Source organism: Gluconacetobacter entanii (assembly GCF_003206495.1).
GTDB lineage: Bacteria > Pseudomonadota > Alphaproteobacteria > Acetobacterales > Acetobacteraceae > Novacetimonas > Novacetimonas entanii.
Genome location: NZ_NKUF01000002.1, coordinates 1 through 24328 on the forward strand (window position 1 = coordinate 1; position 24328 = coordinate 24328).

The 24328-nt window shown below is 61.8% G+C and carries 23 protein-coding genes and 1 pseudogene; 13 read left to right on the forward strand and 11 right to left on the reverse strand.

The features are described 5' to 3' along the window. Window positions 1–396: 396 nt before the first annotated feature. From CFR72_RS01045 to CFR72_RS01055, 3 genes are read right to left on the reverse strand one after another with little or no spacing between them, the layout of a single operon-like run. Window positions 397–666: a hypothetical protein gene (locus tag CFR72_RS01045; protein WP_110912235.1), complete on the reverse strand. Its 270-nt coding sequence runs from the start codon at window positions 664–666 to the stop codon at window positions 397–399. Beyond that, window positions 663–2129, reverse strand: coding sequence for a PepSY-associated TM helix domain-containing protein (locus tag CFR72_RS01050; RefSeq protein WP_110912236.1), 1467 nt, complete (start codon window positions 2127–2129; stop codon window positions 663–665). The genes CFR72_RS01045 and CFR72_RS01050 overlap by 4 nt, the downstream gene beginning before the upstream one ends. Next, a complete protein-coding gene (locus CFR72_RS01055; RefSeq protein WP_110912237.1) occupies window positions 2129–2419 on the reverse strand; it encodes a hypothetical protein in 291 nt (96 codons plus the stop codon). The genes CFR72_RS01050 and CFR72_RS01055 overlap by 1 nt, the downstream gene beginning before the upstream one ends. Window positions 2420–2663: 244 nt before the next feature. Between CFR72_RS01055 and CFR72_RS01060 the strand changes: the two genes are divergently transcribed. From CFR72_RS01060 to CFR72_RS01070, 3 genes and pseudogenes are all read left to right on the forward strand, one after another. Next, on the forward strand, window positions 2664–4790 hold the full coding sequence (locus CFR72_RS01060; RefSeq protein ID WP_244182095.1) for a TonB-dependent receptor: 2127 nt from the start codon (window positions 2664–2666) through the stop codon (window positions 4788–4790). 288 nt (window positions 4791–5078) lie between these two features. Beyond that, a pseudogene (locus CFR72_RS01065) lies at window positions 5079–7559 on the forward strand (TonB-dependent receptor). A gap of 291 nt (window positions 7560–7850) precedes the next feature. Continuing rightward, a complete protein-coding gene (locus CFR72_RS01070) occupies window positions 7851–8540 on the forward strand; it encodes a Fe2+-dependent dioxygenase (protein WP_110912239.1) in 690 nt (229 codons plus the stop codon). A 123-nt stretch (window positions 8541–8663) separates the two neighbouring features. Here CFR72_RS01070 and arfB read toward each other — a convergent pair whose 3' ends face one another. Further along, on the reverse strand, window positions 8664–9086 hold the full coding sequence (gene arfB / locus CFR72_RS01075) for an alternative ribosome rescue aminoacyl-tRNA hydrolase ArfB (RefSeq protein WP_110912240.1): 423 nt from the start codon (window positions 9084–9086) through the stop codon (window positions 8664–8666). A 137-nt stretch (window positions 9087–9223) separates the two neighbouring features. Here arfB and CFR72_RS01080 point away from each other — a divergent pair, with 137 nt between their 5' ends. Genes CFR72_RS01080 through CFR72_RS01085 form a run of 3 tightly spaced genes read left to right on the forward strand, consistent with a single transcriptional unit; the run spans window position 9224 to window position 9980 of the window. Continuing rightward, the gene (locus CFR72_RS01080) at window positions 9224–9502 is read left to right on the forward strand and encodes a hypothetical protein (protein ID WP_110912369.1); all 279 of its coding nucleotides are present in this window, start codon (window positions 9224–9226) and stop codon (window positions 9500–9502) included. A gap of 32 nt (window positions 9503–9534) precedes the next feature. Next, window positions 9535–9690, forward strand: a complete 156-nt coding sequence (locus CFR72_RS17425; protein WP_167400265.1) for a hypothetical protein — start codon at window positions 9535–9537, stop codon at window positions 9688–9690. 35 nt (window positions 9691–9725) lie between these two features. Beyond that, window positions 9726–9980 (forward strand): hypothetical protein, encoded by a 255-nt coding sequence (locus CFR72_RS01085; RefSeq protein ID WP_110912241.1) that lies wholly within the window; start codon window positions 9726–9728, stop codon window positions 9978–9980. Window positions 9981–10043: 63 nt separating this feature from the next. On the opposite strand, the gene CFR72_RS01090 is transcribed toward CFR72_RS01085, so the two are convergent. After that, window positions 10044–10973, reverse strand: coding sequence for a glycosyl transferase (locus tag CFR72_RS01090; RefSeq protein ID WP_193713575.1), 930 nt, complete (start codon window positions 10971–10973; stop codon window positions 10044–10046). Window positions 10974–11158: 185 nt separating this feature from the next. Between CFR72_RS01090 and CFR72_RS01095 the strand changes: the two genes are divergently transcribed. After that, on the forward strand, window positions 11159–11659 hold the full coding sequence (locus CFR72_RS01095) for a GAF domain-containing protein (protein WP_110912243.1): 501 nt from the start codon (window positions 11159–11161) through the stop codon (window positions 11657–11659). A gap of 80 nt (window positions 11660–11739) precedes the next feature. Here CFR72_RS01095 and CFR72_RS01100 read toward each other — a convergent pair whose 3' ends face one another. After that, on the reverse strand, window positions 11740–12681 hold the full coding sequence (locus tag CFR72_RS01100) for a nucleoside hydrolase (RefSeq protein WP_110912244.1): 942 nt from the start codon (window positions 12679–12681) through the stop codon (window positions 11740–11742). 387 nt (window positions 12682–13068) lie between these two features. On the opposite strand from CFR72_RS01100, the gene CFR72_RS01105 reads away from it, so the two are divergent. After that, window positions 13069–13569, forward strand: coding sequence for a periplasmic heavy metal sensor (locus tag CFR72_RS01105; RefSeq protein ID WP_408869953.1), 501 nt, complete (start codon window positions 13069–13071; stop codon window positions 13567–13569). Between the two features lie 539 nt (window positions 13570–14108). Here the strand turns inward: CFR72_RS01105 and CFR72_RS01110 are convergent. Then, window positions 14109–14882: an SDR family oxidoreductase gene (locus CFR72_RS01110; protein ID WP_110912246.1), complete on the reverse strand. Its 774-nt coding sequence runs from the start codon at window positions 14880–14882 to the stop codon at window positions 14109–14111. Between the two features lie 161 nt (window positions 14883–15043). Here CFR72_RS01110 and CFR72_RS01115 point away from each other — a divergent pair, with 161 nt between their 5' ends. Next, on the forward strand, window positions 15044–16075 hold the full coding sequence (locus CFR72_RS01115; RefSeq protein ID WP_110912247.1) for a LysR family transcriptional regulator: 1032 nt from the start codon (window positions 15044–15046) through the stop codon (window positions 16073–16075). Here the strand turns inward: CFR72_RS01115 and CFR72_RS01120 are convergent. Continuing rightward, window positions 15987–16580 carry a cupin domain-containing protein gene (locus tag CFR72_RS01120; protein WP_167400273.1) on the reverse strand — a complete coding sequence of 198 codons (594 nt, stop codon included), beginning with the start codon at window positions 16578–16580 and terminating at the stop codon, window positions 15987–15989. The genes CFR72_RS01115 and CFR72_RS01120 overlap by 89 nt on opposite strands. Before the next feature lie 258 nt (window positions 16581–16838). Here CFR72_RS01120 and CFR72_RS01125 point away from each other — a divergent pair, with 258 nt between their 5' ends. The 3 genes from CFR72_RS01125 (at window position 16839) to CFR72_RS01135 (ending at window position 19293) form a co-directional block, all read left to right on the forward strand. Then, the gene (locus CFR72_RS01125; protein ID WP_110912249.1) at window positions 16839–17387 is read left to right on the forward strand and encodes a Dps family protein; all 549 of its coding nucleotides are present in this window, start codon (window positions 16839–16841) and stop codon (window positions 17385–17387) included. 185 nt (window positions 17388–17572) lie between these two features. Next, window positions 17573–18133, forward strand: coding sequence for a methylated-DNA--[protein]-cysteine S-methyltransferase (locus CFR72_RS01130; protein ID WP_110912250.1), 561 nt, complete (start codon window positions 17573–17575; stop codon window positions 18131–18133). A 134-nt stretch (window positions 18134–18267) separates the two neighbouring features. Next, entirely contained in the window at window positions 18268–19293 is a 1026-nt protein-coding gene (locus CFR72_RS01135) for an MYG1 family protein (protein ID WP_110912251.1), read from the forward strand. Between the two features lie 104 nt (window positions 19294–19397). Here CFR72_RS01135 and CFR72_RS01140 read toward each other — a convergent pair whose 3' ends face one another. The 3 genes from CFR72_RS01140 to CFR72_RS01150 form a co-directional block, all read right to left on the reverse strand. Next, window positions 19398–20858 carry a phosphomannomutase gene (locus CFR72_RS01140; RefSeq protein ID WP_208629933.1) on the reverse strand — a complete coding sequence of 487 codons (1461 nt, stop codon included), beginning with the start codon at window positions 20856–20858 and terminating at the stop codon, window positions 19398–19400. A gap of 289 nt (window positions 20859–21147) precedes the next feature. Next, window positions 21148–22518 carry an NAD-dependent succinate-semialdehyde dehydrogenase gene (locus CFR72_RS01145; RefSeq protein WP_110912252.1) on the reverse strand — a complete coding sequence of 457 codons (1371 nt, stop codon included), beginning with the start codon at window positions 22516–22518 and terminating at the stop codon, window positions 21148–21150. 16 nt (window positions 22519–22534) lie between these two features. After that, window positions 22535–23659 carry an alkene reductase gene (locus tag CFR72_RS01150; RefSeq protein WP_110912253.1) on the reverse strand — a complete coding sequence of 375 codons (1125 nt, stop codon included), beginning with the start codon at window positions 23657–23659 and terminating at the stop codon, window positions 22535–22537. A gap of 115 nt (window positions 23660–23774) precedes the next feature. On the opposite strand from CFR72_RS01150, the gene CFR72_RS01155 reads away from it, so the two are divergent. Continuing rightward, window positions 23775–24137 (forward strand): winged helix-turn-helix transcriptional regulator, encoded by a 363-nt coding sequence (locus CFR72_RS01155; RefSeq protein WP_110912254.1) that lies wholly within the window; start codon window positions 23775–23777, stop codon window positions 24135–24137. The last annotated feature ends 191 nt before the right edge of the window (window positions 24138–24328 follow it).

Consider the following 24328-nt stretch of genomic DNA (forward strand, 5'->3'; position numbering starts at 1 on the left):
CCGCTGATCACCATACTGGCCAGTGGCTTCTGAAAGGCCACATCAACAGGCCTTACAGAAGACCGCACACGATCACACGTCAATATGGGTCAGAAAACTCTTGCATAACGGACGGCAACCACAGAAGAAATCCGTGCGCTCTCCGCAGGCTGGAATTCCCCGTTCAGGTAGATCAGTGACCCCATGTCGTGCTCCGGTATGGCGAAATGAATAATGGCGTATTATGGACCCGGACATGACAGGCGTCGAATTGATATTTTCTTATGTTCCATTCTCAAAAGTTACTGGGACCGGGCAGTCATGGGCAGGGAATGAAATAAAAGTTTTCGGGTTCTGGGATTTTTCAGGAATGTACTGTCCTGCGAGGGCTTTTGGGGCGCTTTACTAAAAACTTTTTCATGGTCCGTGCCTTGCGGACCATGCCGCGATGCCACCTGCGACCAGCAGTCCGGCGATGGAAAATGCGCCACACCACAGCAGGATCCCGTTCACCACGCCATCCGTCAGTGCGGCGCCAAGGGCAAGGACCGGCGTACCCGACCGCAATGTCCGCAGCACCGCACGATACCGCGCCGGCACGCCCGGCAGGCGATAGCGGGTGGGGTGCAGTCCTGCATGGCATGACAGGCAGCATGTCCATAACAGCACAAGGCAGGGGATCATCATCGGGGTTCTCCGCCGATCCGTGCCGAGGCATGGAATGCCGCAAGGCCGCACAGGAACGCCATGCCACCAATGCCCGCATGCAGGCCGGGCGCATGAAGCCACGCCGCCATGCCGGACACAAGATCCAGCAGGGGCAGTCCACAGCCAAGCACCATGATGACCGCAAGCTGTTCGCGCCATCCCCGCATGGGAAAGGTCCGGCATGACCGCGAAATGCCATGCACCGCGCAGGCGGCCCATATGGCAAGGAACACGGTGATTTCCAGCATGTACCGCCCGGCCATGCCCGCAGGCAGCATCCGGTTGGCCCACAGGAACGACAGGATACCGACCGGTAAACCCGTGATGGTGGCGATGTTCAGCCCTTCCGCGATGCGAAAGACCCGAAGGTGCCCCGACTGCCGGCGCCGTTTCATCAGGAACAGGATCAGGCCACTTGCAATGGTTGCTGTCGCCCCAAGGCCGGATATGAAATACAGCCACCGCAGCGCGGGCGGTGCGAAGCGCGCGTAATGCAGTCCGTGCATCAGTTGCAGGGTCGTCGCGATGGGACGGCGCGTCAGTGTGGTGCCCAGCACGTGGCCGTCAGGCAGGGCGAAATCGACATGGTCACGCGTCAGGAACGGGCCGGAGGAGTCGCTTGCGGAAATGCTCAGCCGGTCGGGCGAAAACAGGATGAAGCCGCACTCCCGCCCACCAAGGTTTTTGCGCGCCGTCTCCAGCAACGGTCGCAGATGCGCCACCATGGGCAGGGGCGGGACGGGCGGTCGCGCGGGTGGCGCGGCGGGTGCCTTCGGGGCTTCCACCAGCGCGGGCAGGCGTGCGGGCAGGATCGTGTCGGCATGTATAAGGATGCCGGTATAGGCCATCATGACGATGAAGGGCAGGAACAGGACACCGCCCAGCAGGTGCGCATCCAGCCATGAGCGGAGACGCGATCCCGACAGGCGCAGCATGACGATATCGGGCAGCAGGGCGCGCAGATGGATGACGATACCCGCCCCCACCGAAATCAGAAGCCCGAATGCAAGGGCATTGACAATCCCCACGCCAACCGTGCCGCCGCCACGCAGCGTATAGTGGAAGTCATAGAAAAACTTGCCCCCCGCCGTGGCGCGTGCCGCAATGGGCGCACCCGTGCGCGGGTCCAGCACATCGCCGGTGAATTCATGGCCGTTGTAATGCAGGACCTCCAGCATCGGCGCGCGGGCGGAAGGCAGGTTGAGAAATGCGAAGATGCCCCGCGCCTGCTGTTCGCGCACGCGTGCCGCCGCCGCGTCAAGTGCCGTATCGGTAAGGGAGGCATTGGCGGGAATATCGATTTCCGGCTGCATCCATCGTGTGATTTCCGTATCGAAAACCGCAAGCGTGCCGGTGGCGCAGATGCATACCAGCACAAGCCCGCACAGGAACCCGACCCATGCATGCAGCCATCCCATGCGCGTGCGCAGCGTCTCGCGCATTACGACAGGACCTGCGGCCATAGCGCGGCCAGACCGCCAAGCATGCCGATCAGAACCAGCCCCCGATGGCGTGTCCGCATCCCGAAACCGGCCAGCACCATGACCGGGAGGCATGCCACGGCGATGACCTGGCCCAGCGCCGTGGCCTCGGTCGGCAGGGGGACATGCCAGTGGCTGAAGTCCGACACGATCAGGCGCGCCGCCAGATACGACAGTACGCATGCCGCAACGGCGCAGCAGACCCTGTCGGCGGACAGCGCGGATTTCTGTTTTGCCTTGTCGCGGGTCACGAAAATCCTTCTGTTACATAATGTTAAACGGATGCGACGCATTCTCATGTGGTATTCATGCCACAAACCCGCATCTTTTGCGAAAACCGTATGGGAATGTCCATCCTGCTGTTGCGACTTACTCGCACTTGCGTATATCACGCCTCGACGCAACCGTTTTTATCCGAGGCTCCCTGTGATGTTATGTGTCTGCCTGCTTTCCGACCGCCGCAAAAACGTCGCAAGACTGGCGGCCGTGATTTTCATGGGCAGTCTTGTGCCATGCCTGCCGGCCCTTGCGGCCGATGAGGACACGTCGGATGCCGCGACAAAGGATGAAAAGATCATCGTGACCGCCAAGCGTCACAATGAAATGGAGGTCACGACCGGCGGGAACCTCGGCGCGCTGGGGAACAAGAAGGGGCTTGATGTGCCCTTCAACGTGCGCAGCTATAACGCCAGCATGATCCTCAACCAGCAGTCGCAGACACTCGGGCAGGTGCTGGAGAATGATCCATCGGTCCGCACGACCTATGGATATGGCAACTTTTCCGAAATGTTCGTGATCCGTGGTTTCCCGGTCAATGGCGATGACGTGGCCATCGACGGCCTGTATGGCATCACCCCCCGGCAGCTTGTCTCGCCGCAGCTTTATGACCAGGTGCAGGTGCTCAACGGCGCCAGCGCCTTCCTCAATGGCGCGGCGCCCAGCGGATCGGCCATTGGCGGCAACATCAACCTGGAATTCAAGCACGCGACCACAACCCCCATCACGCGGGTGACGGGTGATTACACCAGCAACGCCCTTGGTGGTGGCAGCGTGGATTTCGGGCGGCGGTTCGGGCGGGACAAGGCCTTTGGCTTCCGCCTGAATGTCGCGGGACAGGATGGCGAGGATTCCATCGACCATGAATACCGCCATTCCGCCGCCGTGGGCGCGGATTTCGACTGGCATGATGACCGTACCCGCATCTCGCTGGACATGAATTACCAGAATCAGGGTGTGAATGGCGGGCGGCCGGCCATCTTCCTTGGTTCCGGCGTGACCGCGGTGCCCCGCGCCGCGGCACCTTCGCATAATTTCGGACAGCGCTGGGCCTATAACGACCTGAACTACATTTTCGGCAAGTTCAATGTCGAACATGATTTTTCAAAACACATCACGGTCTATGGCGCGTTTGGCGGCCTTGGCGGGAATGAGAAGGGGGAATATGCCAACCCCACCGTCACCGATGCCGCCACCGGGGCCGCAACGATCGGCAGCATGTATGTGCCCTATGTCCAGACGAACGAAAGCGCGCGTGGCGGCGTGCGGGCGCATTTCAATACCGGGCCCGTCCGGCATGAGGTCAATGCCGGTGGATCGTCATTGTGGGAGGAAGCGGATACCGCCTATTCCATGGCGCTGACATCGGCGGCGACGAACATCTACCGCACCCCCACGATCGCGCCGCTTGCCAATACCTTCAGCGGTGGCGACGTCGGCAACCCGCAACCCATCAGCCGTACGCGTCTGTACAGCCTGTTCTTTTCCGATACGATGTCGTTCTTCCACGATCGTGTGGCCCTGACTGGCGGCTTTCGTTACCAGAACATGCTGATCAACGGATATGACTATGCCGCGTCGGGGCGTGGGGCCGTGAACTCGCATTACGATCAGGACGCGATTACCCCCGTCGTGGGGCTGGTCATCCATCCGACACGGCAGACGGCGCTGTATTTCAACCGGATCGAGGGGCTGTCGCAGTGGCCGACCGCGCCTGCCGATACCCTCAACCAGGGGCAGGTCTTCGCGCCCTATAAGTCCACGCAGTACGAGGTGGGCGTGAAATATGAAACCCGGCGTTTCAGCACCTCGCTTGCGGTGTACCAGATTTCGCAGCCCAACGCGTATTCGCAGGCCGTCGGCAATAGCGGGCAGTCGATCTATGTCGAGGATGGATTGCAGCGCAATCGCGGCATTGAACTCAGCGTCAATGGCCAGATCCTGCCGGGCCTGCGGTTCAATGGGGGCGGCACGGTCATCGATGCGGACCTGCGGCGTACGGCCGGTGGCCTGCAGGACGGGCATACTGCAATTGGCATTCCCAATTACACCATCAATGGAAATCTGGAATATGACCTGCCGTTCCTGAAGGGGGCGACGGTTGTCGGACGTGTCGTCAATACAGGCAAGCAGATGGTCAATACGTCCAATACGCTGCACCTGCCGGTCTGGACACGTTTTGATTTGGCCGCGCGGTACACATTCGTGGCAGATCACAAGCCGCTGACCCTGCGCTTTGGCGTCGATAAACTGGCCAATACCCGGTACTGGTCGTCGTCCTTCAATGGCTACCTGCTTGAAGGCCTGCCGCGTACGTTCAAGTTTTCCTTTACCGCAGATCTGTAAGGGGGACGGAATTTCTTTTGAAATAACCGGCATGAAACGGAATCCTTCCTGACGGTCCGCAGCATGCGGGACGGTATTCATGACGCCATGGCCGGCTTGTGCGGCCATGGCGTTTTTTGTGGGGACAGGCACCCGGTGACTGATGCGCCATGTCCCGTCATGTTGCCGCAGGCGTCATGCGCGGATCGTACTGTTGCAATTCGTGTCCCTATGTATCGGTTTGATATTGCGAATCAGAATCACTACGAGTAATAGGGTGGCAATTGATAATGAGTTGCAAAAACAGAGATGGCCCCCATGCTCCCACCCCGACGTCTCCGACCATTTTCCGCAGCAACCGCAACATTGGCGCTTGCCTGTTCGTCCGCGGCACATGCCGCCACGACCAGAGCGACGGGCAATGCCTCCGCCACCGTGCTGACGGGGGCACCGTCCACCGTGGCATCTACGTCAGGGCAGGGGGGGCGTGCGACCACCAGTACGACCGCCGCGACGTCGAACACCACGCCAGCAGGTGATGCGCAGCCAGATGCGGACGGGGTGCTTTCGGATCATCGTTACGACCATACGACGGTGACGGCCTCGCCAATGAATGCGCTGCGGCAGTCCGTGGGCCTTAGCCGCATGCCGCATGACGCGATGCATACGCCGCAGAACATCAATGTCGTGCCGCAGGTGCTGATGCAGCAGCAGAACGTCAAATCCCTCGACGAAGCGCTGAAGAACGTGCCCGGCATCACGGCGTCGGTGGGTGAGGGTGAAGGCGGTATGGCGGGGGATCAGTTCCTGATCCGCGGGTTCCAGTCGCAGAACGACATTTATGAAAACGGACTGCGTGACTTTGGCGTCTATACCCGCGACAGTTTCGATTACGACCATGTCTCCGTCATCAAGGGACCGTCATCGGAAGTCTTCGGCAACGGCACGACGGGCGGTGCGATCAACATCGTCACCAAGGCCCCGCACCTTGGCAATGCGTACCAGGCCAATTTCTCGGGCGGGAGCGGATCGTACTATCGCGGCACGCTGGACATCAACCAGCAGTTGACCAACAGCATCGCATTCCGCCTGACGGGCATGGGGAACGAAAATAATGTGGTCGGGCGTGATTATATCTACTCCCACCGCTGGGGCATCGCGCCGTCGATCGCCTTTGGCCTGGGCAAGAAGGTCTCGTTCGTCCTTGAATATTTCCACCAGAATGACAACCGCATCCCCGATTACGGTGTGCCGGTCGTCTATAAGCCCGGGCAGGCGATCGGGCGTCCGGTCACCGAATATGGCGTGCGGAGTACCAACTGGTATGGCACGACCTACGATCAGGACAACAGCAGCGACGACATGATCACGGGACGCCTGACGGCGCATGTCAGTCCCATCCTGACGCTGTATAACGACATGCGTGGCGGGATCTTCCATCGCTACTTCTCCGCCTCGCAGGAGGCCTGTTCGAGCATGGCGGCAGGCACTACGGCCTATAACAACAACCTGATCAATGGCAGCGTGCCGTCCGCGACATGTAATAGTGATTTCTTCTCCGCCAATCCCGCCAGTGCGCAGGTCGCGCGCAATGGTGGCGTGGGGGGGCCGGAACCCTATCGGCAGAGCGACTGGTCCATACAGGATGTCTTCTCCGGTGTTGCGCGTTTCAAGACCGGGCGCATCCGGCATGAGGTCATCGGCGGGTTCGACATCGAATATGTGACCGATCACCGGCAGAACTATGCCTATGGCAGCAACCGCGCCAGCACCAGCCTCCTCAACCCGTCGATGTATGTGCCGGGCCTTGTGCTGGGGGATTGCAACCAGTATCCGGACCGCCTTGTGAACATCAGCGGTGTGGGCAAGAAATGTTACAAGGACAGTGACGCGCTCGATGTCGGGTTCTTCCTGTCCGATCAGGTCTGGTTTACCGATTACCTGTCGGTCAAGGCGGGGTTCCGCTGGGACAACTGGAACAGCCATTACAGTGCGACGGGCGGCGATACCGCCAAATATCCCGACGTGCATTACGGGCAGGACGAGACGACCATCAATCCCAGTGTCAGCATCATGTATACGCCGCGCAGCAACCTGATGGTGTATTTCAACTGGTCGCAGTCCACGACCCCGTTGAGCATGTATGTCACCAACAGTTCCGAACCGATGACCGCCAAGAGCCAGAGCGCCGCGCCAGAACGCAGCTCCCTTTATGAAATTGGTGCGAAATACAGTGCTTTTCATGACCTGATCGGCATGACAGCAGCACTTTTCCGTCTGGACAAGAGCAATTCGATCCAGACCGATCCCACCACCGGCGACATCAGTGCGACAAGTGACCAGGAGCGCAACCAGTGACTGGAACTGAGCATTTCCGGCACGCTGCTGCCCAACTGGATGTTCTATGGCACGTATGCGCTGTATGACCCGACGATTACCAAGGCCGGTTCCTCAACATCAAAGCAGGGCGGGCAGATCCAGTATGTTCCCCACAACCAGGCGACGGCGTGGACGTCGTATGAAATCGCGCCGCGCAGGCCGTGGAACATGACGGTTGGCGGTGGCCTGACATGGCGGCAGGGCGTATGGCTGGATCAGGCAAACACGGCGCGCGCACCCGCCACGGTGGAATTCGACGCCATGGTGTCGCACCGGTTCGACAACCACTGGCGCGTGGCGATGAATGCCTACAACCTTGATAACCGACTGAATTACGGCAGCCTGTTTTCGAACCGCGTGACGCCTTCCATCGGCAGGTCTTTTCTGTTCAATGTTTCGGCCCAGTATTAAGGGGAAAGGCGTTATGGAAAATAAAAGTTTCGGGTGAGGATTTTTTCAGGAAGCATCAGGAGACGTCGCCTTTTTGAAAAAAGTCGACACCCAAAAACTTTTTATGATTTCACGAAATTCCTGCGTGCAGGCCACAGTCCTCCGATATCTTTGGGCATGACATTCTGAAAAAAAATCTTTACCAGAAACTGCTTCATGATTTTTGCCAGATTTCGTAAGCACCTTCCTGTGGCGTGGTGCTGGATGATCGGCCATTGAGGCCGGGACGCACGGATACGGGGATAAGGTCGAATGCTGTTACATGTGCCCGGACTGCTTGATGCCGAGGAACTGGCCCACTGTCAGGCGACGCTGCGCGCGGCACAATGGACGGACGGGCGGGAGACAGCCGGGCAGCAATCCGCCAAGAGCAAGAATAACCGGCAACTGCCGCAGGATTCCCCCGCCTGCCGGGAACTGGGTGATATCGTGCTGCGTGCGCTGGGCCGCAATGCGACATTCAACAGTGCGGTGCTGCCGTATCGCGTCAGTCCCCCGCTGTTCAACCGCTATGACGTGGGGATGTCCTTTGGCGCGCATGTCGATAACGCCATCCGGGGGATTTATGCGGCGGGGATCCATACGCGCATCCGCACGGATGTGTCCTCCACACTGTTCCTGTCCGATCCGGATGACTATGACGGTGGCGAACTGGTCATGTCCGATCCCGGTGGGGAACAGGCGATCAAGCTGCCGGCGGGTGATCTGGTCCTGTATTCCACAACCGTCCTGCATCGGGTGACCCCGGTGACGCGCGGGTCGCGACTGGCGGCATTTTTCTGGTCACAGTCGATGGTGGCCGATGAAACGCGCCGGCGTATCCTGTTCGACCTTGACCTGCAGACCATCACGCTGCGCGAGCGTCTTGGCGATCATGACCCTGCCGTGCTGGGGTTGACGAACATCTATCACAACCTGATGCGGCAGTGGTGCATCCTGTAAGACGGATGAAAGTTTTTGGTGAAGATTTTTTCAGAAAGCTTCAGGCAACACCATATTTTTGAAAAATCCGGCGCCCGGAAACTTTTCCGGTGCAACGCCCTTCAACCGACATGAGGCAGCAGGTCAGTCGATGGCGGGGCGGCCGCGTCCCTGCTTGACCTGTCCACGTCGCGCCTTGTCATCCATCCTGCGGCGGCGCTGCGTGCGGGACGGGCGGGTGGCGATGCGACGCGTGGGGACGTGCGCCGCCTGCCGCAGCAGGTCGCACAGGCGTTCGATCGCGTCCTCGCGGTTGCGGGTCTGGCTGCGGAACCTCTGCGCGGTCAGGATGACGGCGCCCTCCCGCGTCATGCGACTGCCGGCCAGCAGGCGCAGGCGCGCGCGTATGCGTGACGTCAGCGCGGCACAGCGCGCCGCGTCAAAGCGGAGTTGCACGGCGGTCGCGACCTTGTTGACATTCTGTCCCCCCGGCCCGGACGCGTGGATATAGGTGACGACAAGATCGTCGTCGGAGATAACAAGATCGGGAAGAACATGGTACGCCATGCCTGCGTATAGCATATTCCCGCCATTGTGTGGGCAGATGTTCGCTTTGCGGATACCTTCCCCGCATGGCGGGCATTGCCTGCGGACGTGGATACGACCACCATGCACCCAACAAGGAAACATGGCGGGAGGAACACATGACCGAGGTTACGGATCGCGAAAGCGAACAGTTGCGCGACCTGCTGGCGCAGGCGGCGGACCAGGCGGCGCAGAAAAAGGTGATGCCGGTGGTCAAGATGATCGCGGCACAGCAGCTTGTCATCATGGAATTGATGCAGATGCTGACCGATAGCGGCACATTGCGCGCCGAGGACATTGCCGCGCACATGCGTCACCTGATGGAACATACCGACAGCAAGGACATGGCTGCGCGCGCCCTGTTCGACCAGGTACGTTCGCGATTTGCGACCCAGTAGTGCCCCTTCTTTGTATGCAAAGGTTGTGACGAATGGATGATCATCCCCCCGCCCTGCGTGCCGAGATCGCAGCCCTGAAGACCGAACTGGCCCGTCTGAGGGATGCGCTGGCCAATGCGCAGAAAACCATCCAGGCGCAGAGCGCGCAGTTGCGCCAGGAACAGGCGCAGAAGAAACGCACGCGTTAAGGGCGCTTCCTTTCCCTCAATCATGGCAGGAACCCATGTCTGACGAACACGCAAAAGACAACAGCGGCAATGTTGTCGTCTATCCCACCGTAAGCTGCGGGGCAGAAGCCGTGCAGGATTCCGTGGTCATCCTCGACCTGTTCATGGCCACATCCCCTGACCATCTGAAATCGGGGGACCGTCGCGTGGTCACGGCCCTGCATCCCGAACAGGCCCGCCACCTGGCAAAGCAATTGCATGACGCGGCGGAAGCTGTGCTGAAGGCGCGCAAGGACCGCGTGGCATCGTGAATATTTAAAAATTCCCGGGTGCCGCCTGTTTGAAAAGGACGGCACCCGGGAATTTTTGTCCCGTTATTCCGAAACATCCCCCCCGGATGCAGGGTGCGCGCGGCGGAAGGCCTGAAGCCCCCCGAAACGCAGGTTGAGCGCGACCTCCTCCCCCGACAGGGTGGGGACGGAAAGGGTATTCGACAGCGACTGCCGCAACCGCGCCTGAGAGACCAGATGGACGATCCCCACCGGGTCATGCGGGTAAAACAGGTTGACCAGCCTGCCACGTTCCACGTCAAGCAGCCATGGCCCGATATAGTTGTGGGCGTTATCAAGGAACGTCACGCGGGCATTGTCGATATAGACCGCCAGCGCGATGCTGAGTTGATCCTGCGTGAACAGGGCGCCCCCACGGCGGACGATGGTGTCCTGCCATTTGCGCAGCACGGGCCATATGTCCGCATCGCGGTGAAGGCACATCACCCCTGAATTGAGCAGGGGTTTCGCACCGATCCGTCGCCGGATGGAAAAGGGCAGGCGGGCCTTGCGCGCGTTCTTGTACAGGAACGAACGCACCTGCATCCAGCCGGGACAGATCCAGCGGATTGCGAACATGTCTGCGATCTTGGCCCCGATTTCAGGAACGATGGCCAGTGACCCGTCACGCGCGGCGTCGAACATGTGTTCGATGGCGGTGATGTCCTGCACCCACGCATCCGCGTCGATCCACAGGATCAGGTCAAACTGTGGCAGCACATGGTCCAGCCACAGCTTGGACAGGTTGATGGCAAGGGTCGGGCGCTGGCGTATCTGCCGCGCGGGTGCGCAGGGCGGGACATGGGGCGTGCGGACCAGAACCCCAAGGTCCGAGAGTACCTGCACCTGCTGGGGCGACAGGCCCGCGTCAAGGACGCATAATGCCGCATCCGTCCTGCCGCCGATCGACTGGATCAGTTCCATGACCAGCGGGAAATAACCACTGTCACATCCCGTAACGATAACCTTGCGCAACCGGGGCCTCCTGCCTTGCCTGCCCGCCGGTCGTGGCGGCGCGGGCCGATGCAGCATAGAGCCATCATGACGGGGGGGAAACGGCGGGCGTATCCTCCACCGTATCGTGTGGGGGGGGCGCTGGTCCGCATGGGGGAACGCCGCTATGTTCGGGGCCGTGCAATGACCATCACAGGAACCGCGTCATGACAGTTCACACGGGGACATCGGCCACCCTTGGCGAGGACGAGATCGTCGCCACCGTCGCCGCCATTACCGAAGGGGAAGGCGACCCGATCGCCAACGCGGCGAATATCGCGGCCATCCTGTTCGAAGGACTGGCGGACATCAACTGGGCGGGGTTCTACTTCCTGCGCGACGGGCAGCTTGTGCTGGGGCCGTTCCAGGGGCGTGTGGCCTGCACCCGCATCGCGATGGGCAAGGGGGTGTGTGGCACGGCGGCGCAGCAGCGCACGACGGTCGTGGTGCCCGATGTCCATGCGTTCGCGGGGCATATCGCCTGCGATGCGGCCTCACGCTCGGAAATCGTGGTGCCCATTGTCGATGGGGACCGCCTGCTGGGGGTGATCGACATCGACAGTCCCTCCCTCGCGCGTTTCACGCAGGCGCATGCCGCCCTGATCGAACAGGTCGCGGCGTTGTATGTGCAGGCCTGTGGCGGGGAAGTCCGGGGGCGCCGGGAGTAGAAGTTTCCGGGTGCCGCCTTTTGATCCGGGAAGGCGGCGTTTCCTGAAGCTTCATGTTTTCCGGTCCGTGCCCGTCCCAGTCAGGGCAGGCGGGCGAGGTGGTGTGTCAGCAGGTCGTAAAACCCGTCCGCATCGACCTGTCGCATGAACATGGCGTTGGCGGGGCGCTGCGTGGTGCCCCACCAGTCCACGACCGACATGCCCCGTGTCAGCGCATCATGCAGCGAGATCGTGACATTGACCCGCCGCCCGGCAAACAGGTCGGGGGCAATCAGGCTGGCGATGGTGCACGGATCATGCAACGGCGCGCCCGCCCAGCCATATTTGGCCAGGTCGAACTGTCCCGCCCGCTCCAGCATCGCCACGGCAGCAGCGGCACAGCGACCGGGCAGCGCGCGCAGGCGCGCCAGACGCTGCGGTGTCGTCAGGCACTGGTGGGTGACATCCAGTGGCAGCAGGGTAAGGGGAATGTCGCTGCGCAGGACGATATCGGCGGCTTCCGGATCGGCATAAAAATTGAATTCGGCGGTGGGGGTGATGTTGCCGCCTTCGGACCATGCGCCCCCCATCGCGACGACCTGACGCAGGCGCGCGGCGATATCTGGTGCCTTGACCAGCGCCATCGCCAGATTCGTCATCGGCCCCAGCATGACGAGGCTGAGGCTGCCATGCGGGGCCGTGCGGAGGGCATCCACCAGGTAATCGACCCCGTGCTGGGTCTGGATCGGCATGGTCGGCGGCGGCAGGTCCGGGCCGTCCATGCCCGTGACGCCGTGGATATGGCTGGCACTGACGCTGGTATGGCCGATCGGGCGGGCGCATCCGGCATGGACCGGGATCTCCGTCCGTCCCGCCAGTTCAAGGATGCGGCAGGCATTCCGTGCGGTCTGTTCCACCGTGACATTGCCCGCCACGCTGATCAGGGCCTGTACCTCCACCTGTTCGGACGCCAGCGCCAGCATGATGGCCAGCGCGTCATCCACGCCGGGATCGGTGTCGATGATGATCCTGTGTGCTGTCATGTTGCCCGCCTGCCTCGTGCCGCCTGTCTCATGGAGGCGTTACGGTAGGATATTTCCATGTTCCCGCGCCAGCAGGAGATTGGCTGAAACCAACCCATTGATAGGGCAAAGGGTTCTGGGGCTATTTTTTTTGGGGACATGGATGAATATTTCAGGTTTTTTTCAAAACATTTCCGAACGGTTGCGTGATGTTGCCTGTACTGGTGGCCGGCAGGCCTGTGGGCGTGCTATGGAGACGGTGCGGTCTGTCAGGAATAATCGCTGTTACAATTCGTAGAACAGATGCCGCATTCTGACATATGGCCTTCTGTATAACCATATCTGTAAGGCGCATGACTTGACGCTGATTACATCATTTTAATATTTTCAGGACATAGTCAGAAAATGATGAAGAAAATGCTTCTCGCTGCTGCCGTCATGACCGGACTGGCCGGAACGGCTGGACATGCGGCGCTGGCGCACGATGCTCCGCCTCCCCCGCCGCCGGGTGAAGGTTGCGGCGGGCATGGCCCCCATCATGGACATCTCCTTTCCCTCCAGGGGATCACCCTGACATCGGCGCAGCACAAGAAACTTGCGGCCCTGATGCATGGCGACCATCCCGACTTCCGCGCGGACATGCAGCAGGAACACGCCATGCGCACGCAGTTGCGGACCCTGCTGACCACGCCCGGCGCGGTGGATCAGGCCAGCCTGACCTCTGTCGAGCAGCAGCTTGACGCCCTGCACCAGAAGCGCGCGGCGCAGCGACTGCAGTTCGAGGTCAAGATCCACGACATCCTGACCCCCGATCAGTTGGCGCAGATCAAGGACCGGCAGGACAAGATCGATGCCCTGCATGAACAGCTTCATGCCCTGATGGCGCCCCCCGCACCCCCGCAGAAGTAAGTTCTGCGGTCAAAGGGTGGGGCGTTCCCCATCCTGTCAGGGTTATGGCGTCGGTTGCCTTGCAACCGGCGCCATTTCTGTTTGTGCATCCCGGTAATGCCGTGCTCTGGCCTGCGGGACAGAGGCAGGTCTAATGCCGGATGGTGGAACTTAGGGATGACATCAAAGTCCGACTGCCTTTTTTCAGGGGGCGGCGTCTTTCGAAGCTTTTTGAAAAAAGCTTCACCAAAAACTTCTGAATGATTGGTGGCAGGTTTTTGGGGGTGCATTTCATTTCGATTTCATGTGATGTTATCGAACTTAATATATAAAGAAAAACATGCGTGCGATGGCGCGTTGGCGGCACATGATGCGCGCGCCGGGGGCGCGCCATCTGGCAGGGATGTCAGCAGATATCGGGGGGGGGGAAAGCCGGTGGCCGGGATATGGCGCTGGCACGGGCGGGCATGGCGACGTGCCCGCGTATGGTCGTGTAACGGAAAAAGAAAACGCGCCCGGCAGGTGTTGCCGGACGCGGTCATGCAGGCGGTGGAGGCGGCTTACTTCGTGGTGTAGCCACCGTTGACGAGGATGGTCTGCCCGGTCATCCACCATCCTTCGGAGACGAGGAAGCGGACATGCGGGGCAATATCCTCGATATCCGTCAGGCCGGTCTTGCTGAAGGGGGACAGGGCGGCGGCGGTCTTGTGATAGGCCACGGCTTCCTTTGATTCCTGCCCGTAGAAGAAAGGCGTATCCATCGGGCCGGGGCCGATCGCATTGACCGAGATGCCGCGCGCGCCATATTCCTTCGACGCTGCGCGCGTGAAATGCTCCACCGCCGCCTTCGACCCGGCATAGGTGGAGTAGAACGGCGTATAGGCCCCAAGCAGCGACGTCACCAGTGTCAGCAGCTTGCCATGGTCGTTCAGGTGCAGGCCCGCTTCCTTGATGAAGAAGAATGCCGCCTTGGTGTTGACGGCGAACATTTCGTCGAATTCTTCCTCGCTCGTCTCGGCGATGGGTTTTTTCAGGACCTTGCCAACCGTGTTGATGGCGATGTCGGGACGGCCAATGGCCGCGACCGTGTTGGAAAACAGCTTCGCTGTTGCTGCCGCGGTGCTCAGGTCCGCCTGGAACGCCACGGCCTGCACGCCCGCCGCCTTCAGGTCCGCGATCGTCCTGTCGGCCTCGGCCCTGCTGGCGTCGCTGTTGTAATGGATGGCGATGGCACGCGCGCCATGGGCGGCGAGGTCACGGGCAATCAGCCCGCCAAGGTTCTTTGCGCCGCCCGCGATCAGGACGGTTTTCCCTTTGATGCTGTGATCGACCATGGTCTGGGTGTTCCTTCGTTGTGATGCGATGTGCGCTCCCCCGGAGCGGAGCGATGCCGGATGAAGGTATCATTTGGAATATCGCGATAAAGTTGCCTTTCCCGACAACATATGTCGTAAATCGCGAACAAAGTGTCGCACCTGCAGCCTGTGGGGGACAGATGGACCGGATCGACCTGTTTCGCGTCTTTGCCCGCGTGGTGGAGACGACAAGCTTTACCCGTGCGGCAGAAACGCTGAACCTGCCGCGTTCGACCGTTTCCACCGCGATACAGGAACTGGAGGGGCGCCTTGGCGCGCGGCTTCTGGCGCGCACGACCCGTTCCGTGACCCCGACAACGGATGGCCGGGCGTTCTATGACCATTGCCTGCGCCTGATTGCCGATGTGGAGGAGGCCGAAAACCTGTTCCGGCACGAGGGGAGCAGTCCCCGTGGCCTGCTGCGGGTCAACCTGCCGGGGCGGATCGGGCGGTTGCTGGTGGCGCCGCGCCTGCCGGAATTCCTCGGGCGCTATCCGGGGATCGACATCGCGCTGGGTGTGACCGACAGGGCCGTCAACCTGGTGGAGGACGGGATCGACTGTGTCCTGCGGGTCGGGCCGCTGCACGATTCCGGCCTGATCGCGCGGCGGATGGGCGACCTTGCGCTGGTCAATGTCGCCTCGCCCGCCTATCTGGCGCGATATGGCGTGCCGCAGGTGCCCGCCGACCTGGCACATCATCAGGCCGTGCGCTACGCCTCGCCCTCCACCGGGCGGATCGAGGAGTGGGAGTGGGAGGAAGGCGGCGCCACCCGCAGCCTCGCCATGTCCGGTCGTGTCACGGTCAACAGTGCGGAGGCCTTCATCGCCTGCTGCCTTGCGGGGTTGGGGCTGATCCAGATCCCGGCCTATGACGTGGCCGACCTCCTGCATTCTGGCGCATTGGTGGAGGTGCTGCCCCGCTGGCGTGCGGCCCCGTTGCCCATGGCGCTGCTCTATCCGCATCGCAAGCACCTGTCGCGGCGGATACAGGTCTTTGCCGACTGGCTGGAGGAAGCGCTGCATATCCCCTGGCAGCCACTGGCCGGTCCTGTGGCGGATGCCCCGTCCCCGACCGGCGATGTTACGCGGCGTGCCATAACTGCGACAGGGCCCCGTTGCGTCCCTGCACCGGGTCCGTCGGGGGAAAGGGCAGGCGGTTCATCACCGTGATGGCCGCAGGCGTGATGGGACCGCGTTGCAGGTCGAAATCCTGATCGGGGGGATAGGCACCCACGACAAGGAAACCGTCATCCGATCCCTCGTTCCTGTGTCCCGTGCCCGCAGGCAGGACGACGACATCGCCCGCCCGGACCGTAACGGGACGGCCGCCCGGCCCCCCAAGGCGCAGTTGCTCGGACCCGGCCGCGATGCCCAGTACCTCATGCGCGGTGCTGTGGTAATGGTGGAAGTCATACACGCCCCAGCGCCAGCGCGGCGGCCATCCGTTGGCGGTAAACAGCGCCTCCATCCCCGCCGCCGGATCGCGGGTGTCGGTGGGAAGCGCATTGCGGTAATGCAGCACCGGCAGGTGCGCGTTGTTTGGAACCCAGCCATTGGGCGGCAGCATGAAGGCGTCGGGACCATTGCGTGCGGCCCCGCGCGCCACGCGGACATGCCCGCCGCACAGCACCAGTCCCAGCATGCCAAGGATCGCCTGGAACTGGCGGCGTTCCATTTTCGCGCGGGACAAGGTCATGGGGATGCTCCTGATCCGTTGTGTCCGTATGGGATTTTACAAAACAACAGAAGTTTCCGGGGACTGCCTTTTTCCAGAAGGGTAGCGTCTTTCGAAGCTTTTTGGAAAAAGCTTCACCAAAAACTTTTGAAACATATTCCTTTATAGGGGACGCATGGCGTGCGGGCGGGTTGCATGCGCATGCAACCCTGTGTCGTCTAGGCTCGTTCGGGAACGATAGACCCAATGGAGAGTGCGATGACACAGACGAAGGCCGCCGCGACAAAGGCGGGTGCGGCACATGTTCGGACCTATCTCGGCACCCCCACGGACCTGAAGCAGGCCGCGGTGCATGACATCGCCGCCGGACTGAAGGCGACGCTGGCGGATGTCTTTGCCCTGTATATCAAGACAAAGAACTTCCACTGGCACATGAGCGGCCGTCATTTCCGCGATTATCACCTGCTGCTTGATGAACAGGGCACGCAGATCTTCGCCATGACCGACCCGATGGCCGAGCGCGCGCGCAAGATCGGCGGCACGACGCTGCATTCCGTGGGCGAGATCGCGCGCCTGACGAAAGTGGCCGACAATGACGCCGAATATGTCACGCCCGAGGACATGCTGTCGGAACTGCGGGAGGACAACCTTGCGCTGACGGCGCGCCTGCGCGCGGTGCATGCCCTGTGTGATGAAGGCAATGACGTGGCGACCGCAAGCCTGCTCGAAGTCTGGATTGACGAGACCGAACGCCGGACATGGTTCCTGTTCGAGGCCACGCGCCCGGCCTTCGGCAGCAACACCTGATCCGGTGCAAAAAACCACAAGATCAAAAAGAAGTTTTTGGTGAAGCTTTTTTCAAAAAGCTTCAGAAAGCGCCGCCTTTTTAGACCAAGGGCGGCACCCGGAAACTTTGATGGCCCACATGCCTTTTCGTGGCCCCGCCGTCCGGGGTGGTGTACCTTCCATGCCGCAGGGAAGGGAGGCAGGCGATGACAACAGTTTCGTTCCACAAGGCTGGCACCGGGGGCGAGCGCCTTGGCATGGCGTCGGGGCCGTGCACGTTGGGCACGGTCATGCTGGCCGCAGGCGCGCGTGGCGTGGTGGCCATCGTGATGGGCGACAGTGCGCAGGCATTGCGACATGACCTGCAGGCGCGCCTCCCCAGGGCGGAACTGGTCGATGATGATCCGCAGGCGCGGGAATACCTGCGCCGCGTGACGGCGTTCATTGACGGGACATCGACGCAGGTGGACCTGCCCCTCGATATCAGGGGGACCGCGTTCCAGCAGAGGGTGTGGACGGCGCTGCGGGTCATCGCGCCGGGTACGACCGTGACCTATGCCGAACTTGCACGCCGGATCGGCGCACCTGCGGCGGTGCGGGCGGTGGCCGGGGCGTGCGGGGCAAATGCGCTGGCGGTCGTCATTCCGTGCCACCGGGTCGTGCGCAGCGACGGCACGCTGTCGGGCTATCGCTGGGGTGTGGCGCGCAAGCGGGCGCTGATCGCGCGTGAGGCCGCCATCACGGAAAGGGTTGCGGAACCGGCATGAACGGGCAGGCCATGGGGTAACCGAGCAAGGCATCGGGCATGGCGGGATGCGGGCGTGCCGGTTGTCTTGCCCTACTCTTTGCGGCATGAGGGGCGCAGACGCCCATTCATTCCCGTTCGTTGGTAGGTCCTGATATGTCAAACTACACCCCCGTTGGCCTTGGCGATGAGGCCGCAACCGTCAAAGCCCTGACGCATTCGGGGAATTTCCACGTCGATGAGACGCTGGGATATGTCATCCTGCATTACGCGCTGGCCCCCCATGGCGACCTGCGGGGCCGCGTGCTGGGGACCGCGCCTGCCGACAGGCTGGATTTCGGCCGGACGCGTTCGCCCGAACGTATCCGCGCGGCGGATATCGTGTTCGACGTCGGCGGGATCTATGACCCGCAGAAGGGGCGTTACGACCATCACATGAAGGACAAGCCCCTGCGTGAGGACGGCGTTCCCTACAGTGCGGCGGGCCTGTTGTGGAAGGATTACGGCATTGCCGCGATCCGCAACATCCTCAAGGCCCCGGTGGACGAGGCCGCACTTCCCCTCATCTGGCAGTCGATCGACCGGTCGCTGGTCCTGCCGATCGACCAGGATGACAATGGCGTCGTCAAACTGGAAAAGCTGTCGCTGGCGGACATCGTCTCCTCCTGCCGTCCGGCATGGGACACGGCGGAACTCTATGGCCCGGACGAGGCGAAGATGCAGGAAAGCATCGGGTTTGCCGATGCGGCCACCACGGTTGCGGCCTTTCTGGTCAACACCGTCGATCGCGTCCGCGCCAGCCTTAAGGCGACGGACCGTGTGCTGGCGGCATACGAGGCGGCGCAGGACAAGCGTATCCTGGTCATGGATACGGGCATGCCGACCGAAAAGGTGATTTTCGAGCATGACCTGCCGGTCGTCTATGTCGTCTCGCCCGCCGCCCCCGGACGCTGGAACGTCAAGGCCGTGCCCCCCGTGCGCGGTGATTTCGGGCAGCGTGTCTCCCTGCCCGAAGCATGGCGCGGACTGGATGGTGAGGCGCTGGCGAAGGTGTCGGGTGTGGAGGATGCGGTCTTCGCCCATCCCGCGCGTTTCATCTGTGGCGCGGGCAGCAAAGAAGGGGCGCTGAAGATGGCGCGCCTTGCACTGGAAATCGACGAATCCCTGAACAAGGGTGCGTAAGGGGAAACAGGTAAAGGAATAAAAGTTTTTGGGTGCCGTCTTTTTTTTAAAGGCGGCCTCTTTCGAAGCTTTTTGAAAAAAGCTTTACCAAAAACTTTTCAATTTCAGGATGCCGTTTTGCGCCATGGGCTGACGGCTTCAATACCGGTTTTCAGCAGGCCGGCAGCGCGTTCCGGACTGTCGGCCTCTACATAGACACGCAGTTCCGGCGCGTTGCCAGACGGGCGCAGATGGACGATCTCCCCATTGGAGAAGGTCATCCGCAGCCCATCCGTCGTATCCACATCCGACAGGTCGCCACAGGCCGCGACAAGGCCAAGTGCCGCGGCACCCGCCGCCGGGTTGTCGGCCAGTGCCGCGATCTTCGCCCTGCTCTGCTCCGTAGGCATTTCCACCAGACGGTCGCTCAGCGTGAAACGTGGCGGCAGTGTCGCGACAAGCCCGGCCAGATCCGTGCCCGCCCGGCGTGCCGCAACCAGCGCGCACAGCATCGGCAGCACGGAATCGCGCGTCGGCAGCGCCGCCAGCGTGCGGTCTTCGTGCCGCACGTCACTCGCCAGCAGGAAGCCGCCATTGGCCTCATACCCGACGGAGGGGACAAGGCCGGCGTCCGCCGCCTCGGTCATCGCGGCGACGACAAAGGGCGATCCGATGCGCGTGCGGCGGATGTCACGCGCAAAGCCTGCCTGTTCCAGCGCAGTGTTGCTGCTGACGGGGGTGGTGACGGCCACGGCGTTGAGGAAGCGTGCGGCAAGGATGCCCAGCACATCGCCGCGCAGCCAGTTGCCATGCCGGTCGGCAAGGAGCGGCCGGTCGGAATCCCCATCCGTCGTCAGGATGGCGTCCAGCGTGCCGCCTGCCGCCCAGTCCCGCGCCAGCTTTGCGTCCTCGGGGCGCACGGCCTCGGTATCGACGGGCATGAACGTGTCCGAACGCCCCAGCGGCACGGCCTTTGCGCCCAATGCCTCGACCACCAGCATCAGAACGTCGCGCCCCACGGCGGAATGCTGGTAGATCCCAAGCGTCAGGCCCGACAGGGCATCGGGACCGAAGAAGTCGCGGTAGCGTGCGACATAATCCGGCACCACGTCCGTGATCGCGGGCAGTTCAACCTGTTTTGTGAGCGCACCGTCTGCGCCGAACCAGCCATCGGGCAGTGCGACATCCTGTTCGCGCATGGCGGCTTCGTCGGTCTTGAGGAACTCGCCGCGTGCACGGTTGAACTTGATGCCATTGCGGTCGGCGGGGATATGGCTGCCCGTGACCATCAGGGAAGGGATGCCGCGCGCGAAAGCATGCAGGCACAGGGCGGGGGTCGGCACGAAGCCGCAAAAAACCGGCACGCCCTGCATGGACTCGATCGCCGCGACACAGGCACGCAGGATTCGGGGCGTGCTGGGGCGCAGGTCGCCCGCCACCGCGACATGCGTGCCGGGTGCGAATTCCCCAAGTGTCGCCAGATGTTTCAGGTAACCCACGGTATAGGCGAAACAGACGGCATCCGTCATCGCGGTCACAAGGCCGCGCGCACCGCTGGTCCCGAACGCCACACCTGACTGTTTCATCCACTGGGCTATTTTCATGAGGTGCATTCTCTCGCGGCTTGATCGGATAAAGGCAGGGGCGTGACAGGGCCCCATCCATTTCATGTTAGGGGATTTTTCCCCCGATTGCATGGATATTCAGGCGGGCGTTGCCTGTCATGCGCGGGCCGCGGGAATGGGTGTTTCAGGACAATGCATCGACAGAAAGGTTCTGGACGCCGCCTTTGGGTTAAGCAGGCGACGTCCTTTCGAAGCTTTCTGCGAAAAGCTTCACCAAAAACCTGTGAATGATTTTGGGCGCTGATCCGCCTCAGGCGACGCGGATCAGATTACGGTTGATGAACTCCTCAATACCCAGGAAGGACAGTTCGCGGCCAAAGCCCGAATTCTTGATCCCGCCAAAGGGCAGTTCGGGGGCTGCGGCCGTGGCCGTGTTGATGAACATCATGCCGGTCTCGACCGCTTCGGCCACCCGTTCCGCCCGGCCAAGGTCGCGGGAGAACACGGAACCGCCAAGGCCATAGGGTGAGTCATTGGCCAGTTCGATGGCCTCATGCTCGCTTGCTACTTTGTGCACGACGGCAACGGGGCCGAAAATCTCCTGATAGAAGACCGGGTTGTCCTTTGACACATTGGTCAGGATGGTCGGTTCCATGAAGAAGCCCGTCCGCTCCATCCGCTTGCCGCCTGCCACCAGCGTTGCCCCTGCCCTGACGGCTTCGTCGGTCTGCGCCAGTGCGGTGTCGAGTGCCTTCCTGCTGCTCATCGGGCCATGGGTGGTGCCCTCAGTCAGCGGATCGCCAATGCGGAACTGTGTGATCGCTTTTTTCAGACCCGCGAGGAAGGCGTCATAGACCTTCTCATGCACGATCATCCGCTTGGCCGCCGTGCAGACCTGCCCGTTATTGGCGAACCGTCCCCACGTCGCCCATTTGACCGCCAGTTCAAGGTCCGCGTCATCCAGCACGATGAAGGCATCGCTGCCGCCCAGTTCCATCGTGTCCTTCTTCAGCGCCGCCCCCGCTTCGGCCGCGACCGTCTGGCCCGCGCGTTCGCTGCCGGTCAGGGCGACGCCACGGATGCGGAAATCCTTGATCAGTTCAGCGGACTGGTCGTTATCGAGGAAGATGTTGGTATAGACGCCAGCAGGCGCGCCCGCATCGTGGAACAGCTTTTCAAACGCCAGCGCACATTGCGGCACGTTGGGCGCGTGTTTCGCGATGACCACGTTGCCCGCCATCAGGTTCGGCCCCGCCACGCGGGCAAGCTGGTAATAGGGGAAATTCCATGGCTCGATGCAGTAGATCAGGCCAAGCGGCTGGTTGATGATCTTTGCGTGGCCTTCCTTGACCTTCAGATGCGTGGGGGCAAGGAATTCTGCCGCGCCATCGGCATAGAAGGACAGGATATCGGCTGTGATGTCGATTTCTTCCAGCGCATCTGGCAGCGCCTTGCCCATTTCGGTCGCGATCAGGCGCGCATGCGCCACGCGATCGCGACGCAGCAGGTCGGCGGCCTTTGACATGATGACCTTGCGGGCTGCGATGTCGCGCTTTTTCCAGTCGGTCTTCCACACATGCTCCGCGCGATCGACAATCGCCTTCATCTGTTCGGATGTGTGAAGTTCGAACGTGCGTTCCACGGTTTCCGTGGTCGGGTTGAGGGTCTGGTAAAAACTCATTGGTACATTTCCCTGTTTATTGATTATGGAAAGGGTAGTCGGTGTAGCCATGCGCACCGCCGCCATACATCGTCGCCGGATCCAGCGGATTGAGCGGCCAGTTATGTTCCAGCCGCGCAGGCAGGTCCGGGTTGGCGATGAACTTCCGGCCAAAGCCGATCATGTCCGCCCATCCATGGCCCAGCACATGCTGCGCCTTGTGCAGGTCGTAGCGGCCCGCGCACAGGATGCGGCCGCCAAAGATGTCGCGCACGCTGGCGCGGAAGGCATCCGGCATTTCGGGCGCATTGTCCCAGTCTGCCTCGGCCAGCGAGACATAGGCGATGCCCGCATCTGCCAGCACGCGCACGGCTGCGGTGTAGGTCTCTGCCGGATTGTCCTCCAGCAGGCCGAGATACACGCGTTCTTCTGCGGTCGTGCCGAACAGCGGGGAAAACCGCACGCCCATCCTGTCAGGCGTGACCACGGCGGAGACGGCCTCGACCACCTCGCGCAGGAAGCGCAGGCGGTTGGACAGGCTGCCGCCATAGGCATCGGTGCGGAAATTGGCCCGTTCGGAGATGAACTGGTTGATCAGGTAGCCATTGGCCGCGTGGATCTCCACCCCATCGAAGCCAGCGGACAGCGCGTTACGCGCCGCCTGTGCATACATCTCCACCAGTTCGTGGATTTCGGGGATGGTAAGTGCGCGCGGCATGTCGGGCGGCACCAGCTTTCCCGTGCCCGGCCCCGTGGGGATGAACACGTTGACACCTGTTGCAGCCACGGCGGACGGGGCGATCGGCGCCTCGTGGCCAGGCTGCAATGCGCGGTGGGACACGCGGCCGACATGCCACAACTGCGCGAAGATGGGCCGCCGCTTTGCGTGCACTGCATCGACGACCAGTTTCCAGCCCGCGACCTGTTCAGGGGAGTAGATGCCCGGCGTCCAGGCATAGCCCTGCCCGCGGGGTTCGATCTGCGTGCCTTCGGTAATCAGGAAGCCAGCCTGCGTGCGCTGCGCGTAATATTCGGCCATCATGGCGTTGGGAATATCGCCGGGCTGGGTGCTGCGGCAGCGTGTCAGCGGTGGCAGGAAGATCCGGTTTTCCAGCGACAGGTCGGCCAGCCGCACGGGACCGAATAAAGAAGATGGAGACATGATCAACCCTGTTTACAAATGCAGGCCATCCGTCCGGCCCGCATGTAAACATTGACCCAGCCTGCGGTGTGCGCAAGAACGCACATAAACCGCCACTAGTGTCAGGAATGATACCATGCCCCGCATCCGTCACACCACGCTGGCCTGCAGCCCCGGCTGCACGGTGGAGGCCACGCTCGAACTGTTCGGGGGCAAGTGGAAGGCGCTGATCCTGTATCACCTGTTCGAGGACGGGGTGCTGCGGTTTGGCGAACTGCGCCGCCGCCTGCCCAACGTCACGCAGCGGATGCTGACCAACCAGTTGCGCGAACTCGAAGCCGATGGACTGGTGTCACGCACCGTCTTCCCCGAGGTTCCGCCGCACGTCGAATACGCGCTGACCGATCTTGGGAAGACGCTTGAGCCTGTCATCAAGGCGCTCAAGACATGGGGGGATACGCACGCCCATTCCCTGCATGGCAGGAAAGCCGCCGGGTAGCCTGAAGCATTCCCTGAATGGATATTGCAGCCTTATGCCGGAAATGGACCATAATGACAGATGACGAATTACTTGCGCGTTTTGCAAAAAACGCCCCGGCTTTCCAAGCATTCCTGCCGGAACTGACCGCCGAAGAAAGACACAGTTTCTGCGAGATCGCGCGCCTTGTCCATGATGAGGGGCTGGACTGG

Bases quoted from the DNA above. Each gene is read 5' to 3' on its own strand.
- CFR72_RS01045 (WP_110912235.1), bottom strand. From the start codon at position 666: ATGATGATCCCCTGCCTTGTGCTGTTATGGACATGCTGCCTGTCATGC.
- CFR72_RS01050 (WP_110912236.1), bottom strand. From the start codon at position 2,129: ATGCGCGAGACGCTGCGCACGCGCATGGGATGGCTGCATGCATGGGTC.
- CFR72_RS01060 (WP_244182095.1), top strand. From the start codon at position 2,664: ATGGGCAGTCTTGTGCCATGCCTGCCGGCCCTTGCGGCCGATGAGGAC.
- CFR72_RS01070 (WP_110912239.1), top strand. From the start codon at position 7,851: ATGCTGTTACATGTGCCCGGACTGCTTGATGCCGAGGAACTGGCCCAC.
- arfB (WP_110912240.1), bottom strand. From the start codon at position 9,086: ATGGCGTACCATGTTCTTCCCGATCTTGTTATCTCCGACGACGATCTT.
- CFR72_RS01080 (WP_110912369.1), top strand. From the start codon at position 9,224: ATGACCGAGGTTACGGATCGCGAAAGCGAACAGTTGCGCGACCTGCTG.
- CFR72_RS17425 (WP_167400265.1), top strand. From the start codon at position 9,535: ATGGATGATCATCCCCCCGCCCTGCGTGCCGAGATCGCAGCCCTGAAG.
- CFR72_RS01085 (WP_110912241.1), top strand. From the start codon at position 9,726: ATGTCTGACGAACACGCAAAAGACAACAGCGGCAATGTTGTCGTCTAT.
- CFR72_RS01095 (WP_110912243.1), top strand. From the start codon at position 11,159: ATGACAGTTCACACGGGGACATCGGCCACCCTTGGCGAGGACGAGATC.
- CFR72_RS01100 (WP_110912244.1), bottom strand. From the start codon at position 12,681: ATGACAGCACACAGGATCATCATCGACACCGATCCCGGCGTGGATGAC.
- CFR72_RS01105 (WP_408869953.1), top strand. From the start codon at position 13,069: ATGAAGAAAATGCTTCTCGCTGCTGCCGTCATGACCGGACTGGCCGGA.
- CFR72_RS01110 (WP_110912246.1), bottom strand. From the start codon at position 14,882: ATGGTCGATCACAGCATCAAAGGGAAAACCGTCCTGATCGCGGGCGGC.
- CFR72_RS01115 (WP_110912247.1), top strand. From the start codon at position 15,044: ATGGACCGGATCGACCTGTTTCGCGTCTTTGCCCGCGTGGTGGAGACG.
- CFR72_RS01120 (WP_167400273.1), bottom strand. From the start codon at position 16,580: ATGGAACGCCGCCAGTTCCAGGCGATCCTTGGCATGCTGGGACTGGTG.
- CFR72_RS01125 (WP_110912249.1), top strand. From the start codon at position 16,839: ATGACACAGACGAAGGCCGCCGCGACAAAGGCGGGTGCGGCACATGTT.
- CFR72_RS01130 (WP_110912250.1), top strand. From the start codon at position 17,573: ATGACAACAGTTTCGTTCCACAAGGCTGGCACCGGGGGCGAGCGCCTT.
- CFR72_RS01135 (WP_110912251.1), top strand. From the start codon at position 18,268: ATGTCAAACTACACCCCCGTTGGCCTTGGCGATGAGGCCGCAACCGTC.
- CFR72_RS01140 (WP_208629933.1), bottom strand. From the start codon at position 20,858: ATGAAACAGTCAGGTGTGGCGTTCGGGACCAGCGGTGCGCGCGGCCTT.
- CFR72_RS01145 (WP_110912252.1), bottom strand. From the start codon at position 22,518: ATGAGTTTTTACCAGACCCTCAACCCGACCACGGAAACCGTGGAACGC.
- CFR72_RS01150 (WP_110912253.1), bottom strand. From the start codon at position 23,659: ATGTCTCCATCTTCTTTATTCGGTCCCGTGCGGCTGGCCGACCTGTCG.
- CFR72_RS01155 (WP_110912254.1), top strand. From the start codon at position 23,775: ATGCCCCGCATCCGTCACACCACGCTGGCCTGCAGCCCCGGCTGCACG.